The organism is Rivularia sp. PCC 7116 (genome assembly GCF_000316665.1).
Lineage (GTDB): Bacteria > Cyanobacteriota > Cyanobacteriia > Cyanobacteriales > Nostocaceae > Rivularia.
In genome coordinates, this window is the sequence record NC_019686.1 from 1 (window position 1) to 3,474 (window position 3,474).

Consider the following 3,474-nt stretch of genomic DNA (forward strand, 5'->3'; position numbering starts at 1 on the left):
ATAAACCTGAAAAATTGAATAGTTGACAAAACCTGTATACAAGTATATTCTTATAAATATTAAAGGTGTATACAGGTTTTATTATGCCAAAGTCGATTGGTGGTAGAGGTAAAACTGCTCCTTATAAAACCGTTATGGTACGTGTCCCGGAGCCTATAAAAGGTAGGGTTGAGGAGTTGAAGAATTTATATCACTCTGGTTGCTTAGAATCTCATGATAAGTTGATAGCAGAAAATCAACAAATAGCTAATAAGTATAGGGAGGAATTATCAAATAAAACTGTTCAAAATGAATGTTATAAAAACCAGTATGACAAGGATGAATTAATTACTTTAGCAAGGAAGGTTTTGAAGCAAAAAAAATCAGCTAGAGAAACTATAATAAAGTTGTATACAGCTTTATTGGGTGATGAGATAACTGCGGAAGATTTAAAATAAAATGACAAGAATTAGTGATTTTCAATTTCTTCATTGCAGAATTTTGTTGCTAAAAGATTCAATATATACTGAATCATCAACACCTAATCCTTATGCAACTAAAGGTTGTGGTGAATTCAAGTTTAGCTATATTTGGCGTTGGTGTAATGTGTGTTTATATAGTAGCAAGGATGAGTTGCACTTCTAATAAGTAGACCATAACCCCCAAACAATACCTTCATGACCTAACAATGAGGTGCTTGTAATGCGTACTTCAGCGTATTACAAGCATATTTCAACACCTTTATAAGGGTGTTATGACAAGATCATTGTTAAACAATTAGGAGAAACTAATTTTTAATTGTTTTTTTGGTTGAAATATTTGGTTTTACTATGTTTCTGGGATTTTTTACCGATGCCGAGCAGGAGTGTGTCTCAGCAGCAGTTACTTGTAAGTGGCGGAAAACCGGCATTTTGGGATTTTAACAGATTTCTGTTTCTTACTTTTTTTCTTAAACGAGCTGTTCACCAACCATTCTTTCCTCTTCCCCCTTGTGACCAACCTTCCTGGTGCTGCCGGAACCTGATGTCAACCCCCTTGCCCCGGAGGGGTCGAACGAAGTGAGAGGGGTTTACATTAGGTGGCAGCACATACAATTTCTCAATAAAGGGGGAAGGGGAAAGGGCACTAACCAGTCACTGACGTACTGGTTTTTTAGCTGTTTTTTTGGGATATAAATTCACATAAATTTTCAGCGACAAGTTAACTTCTCGAACAAATAATAACGTATAAGAAATCTACACCCCGTAAGCATTGCAGGGAATTACGTTTTTAATTGAAATTGGTTCTCATTTATTATTTTTGGTTTTGGGATGCAACGTGATTGTTGCAGCTGTGAGTGGTAATTAACAGAAAAGGCTTTTCGTTTTTATTAGTTACTAGTCGTTTTGGAAGTTTGCAAGTAACTAAATTTTCTTTGTTGCACCTTGAGTATTAAGGGTTTCAGGACTTACATTAGTTTCAATATAACTTCCAGTGGAAGTTAAAGTGTTGCACTGCATTAAGGAGATTCTGAGTAATCTTGCAACACTTTGAGTGCAATAATAATCACAAAGGAATATTAAAGCGCCTCAAGCAGTGCTTGCAACACTACCTGAGACGACTTCCTACTCAAACGTCCATACCGTTTAAGAGGCAATACAATGATAAACCGTGATGAAGCACCTATTGACGTGCTACTTTCTGCCGTGCTGGATGACTTGGCAGAACTGAAAAGATATCGGCGATTTTTAGAACTTGCTTTAGATTCAGATGACCTCGAAACGATTCACTTGCTGATTGAGTGTTTTGATTCACATCTTGAGTGCCAACACGATGAAGCAAAGTGGGGAGTTGAAAAAGCAAGATTGAAATTTTTGAACCTACTCAAAGAGACTGAGTAGGTTTTTTAGTATCTGTGTACTAGGCAGACTAAGTGGTATATAAGTACTTGTCCTTTACTTGGTATGCCACTTTGATGAATTCAAAAAAATCTAACTCCCCTAATCCACATGTCGGGTTCCTAGTAACACCCCGACATGTGTCCGGAATTCCGGAATTTTTTCTCAAACCGAGGGGGGAACTAGGTTTTTTTAAATCCATAAATACCAACCATAAAACTTGGCGGAAATATGATTGATACCATTAAACTTGGCATACCCCTTACAAAAACACAACATGTTAAGCTGCAAAAGCTTTTAGCTCAAGATGAAAACTGGCAATGGGTAAAATTTCAACCATCTACAGGTGAAATGACCTGTGTTCGTTCCAAAGGTCTTGCTGAAACTGATGAAAACAGCTACCACCGAGATATAAAGTTTGATGTTGATACGAATTACCGACCTGATGATACCTATTTGACTTTTGAATTTTCAATTCCTAAGTTTTGGATAGGTCATAACGTGCATCTTGTTTATGACTGGGTAACGCCTCTTGAATATTTCCGTAAGCTTCTACAGAAACAATTACACTGTAAATTTCCGGTTTTAGATAAGTGGAAACTTAGAAGAGTTGATGTTTGTTACGCTTGGAAGTTACCAACTCAAGATTATGCTAAGCACGTTTTGACTTCACTTAAAGGTTTAAAGTATCCATATAAGCAGCCAATTATTTATCCAGATTCAATAGTTTTTCCTGGGTCTACTTATTCACTTAAATTCTATTTGAAGCTCCCAGAGTTTAGGCAGCATGATTTAAGAGCAATGGTAAAAGCTAATTATAAATACGAGTGGATTAATTGGATAGAAGAAAGGTCGGAAGGAGTTTTAAGGTATGAAGCAACTTTACGTCGTGTGTACTTGAAGCGTAATGGTATAGATACTGTTAAAGATTTAAAAACTGACAAAACTTTTTTGACTTGGAATGACAAGTTCTGTGAGTTGAATGACCACATTAAGGATGATGATGAAGTAAAACGACTCGGTTGTGTATTTTTGATTATGAATTATCATTTACGACAGCAAGGAAAAACCCTTGATGATGTGAATAATAATTTAAAAGCTGGTGTTGGTACACCTCTTGTGAATGGTGTTTTATATGAAGCTCCTCCCTTGACTACAACTACTAACAACGGTATGGTTTTAATTCACAAGGGTGGTGGTTTTATTTATAATAGAGAAAGTACACCAGAACATTTTTTAAATTTATTTTTGAATAAATATATTGGTAAAAATAGGACTATGGATAATGCAGATTTAGTTGAGTTGAAGTTAAAGCAGAAATATAAGCGTAATAAAGCAGCACATTTAATGGGATTTTGGCTTTATGTGGAAAGGAAGGGTATGGCAGAAGCACAAGAAAGTTATGGTAAAACGGCTTACTATGATGCTCGTAAAGCTATATATGATGCAGGTTGTAACTTTATTACTCCTCCAATGATTACTGACCTAGATGGTAATAAGCTTCAAAACTTTGCACTTAAGCTAAATAATCCTTATGTAGTAAATAAAGAAGATGACAACAGGGATAGTTGCAATTTACTTAATCTTATATCTGATATAAATCAATAGTATATCTGCA

General features: G+C 35.5%; 3 protein-coding genes. All 3 read left to right on the plus strand.

From position 1 onward, the window contains the following. The first annotated feature begins 83 nt into the window (after positions 1-83). The 3 genes from RIV7116_RS33520 to RIV7116_RS33530 all read left to right on the plus strand — a co-directional run bounded on the left by RIV7116_RS33520 (position 84) and on the right by RIV7116_RS33530 (position 3,464). On the plus strand, positions 84-437 hold the full coding sequence (locus RIV7116_RS33520) for a hypothetical protein (RefSeq protein WP_015141691.1): 354 nt from the start codon (positions 84-86) through the stop codon (positions 435-437). A 1,182-nt stretch (positions 438-1,619) separates the two neighbouring features. After that, positions 1,620-1,859, plus strand: a complete 240-nt coding sequence (locus RIV7116_RS33525; RefSeq protein WP_015141693.1) for a hypothetical protein — start codon at positions 1,620-1,622, stop codon at positions 1,857-1,859. A gap of 228 nt (positions 1,860-2,087) precedes the next feature. After that, entirely contained in the window at positions 2,088-3,464 is a 1,377-nt protein-coding gene (locus RIV7116_RS33530) for a phage/plasmid replication protein (protein WP_015141694.1), read from the plus strand. The last annotated feature ends 10 nt before the right edge of the window (positions 3,465-3,474 follow it).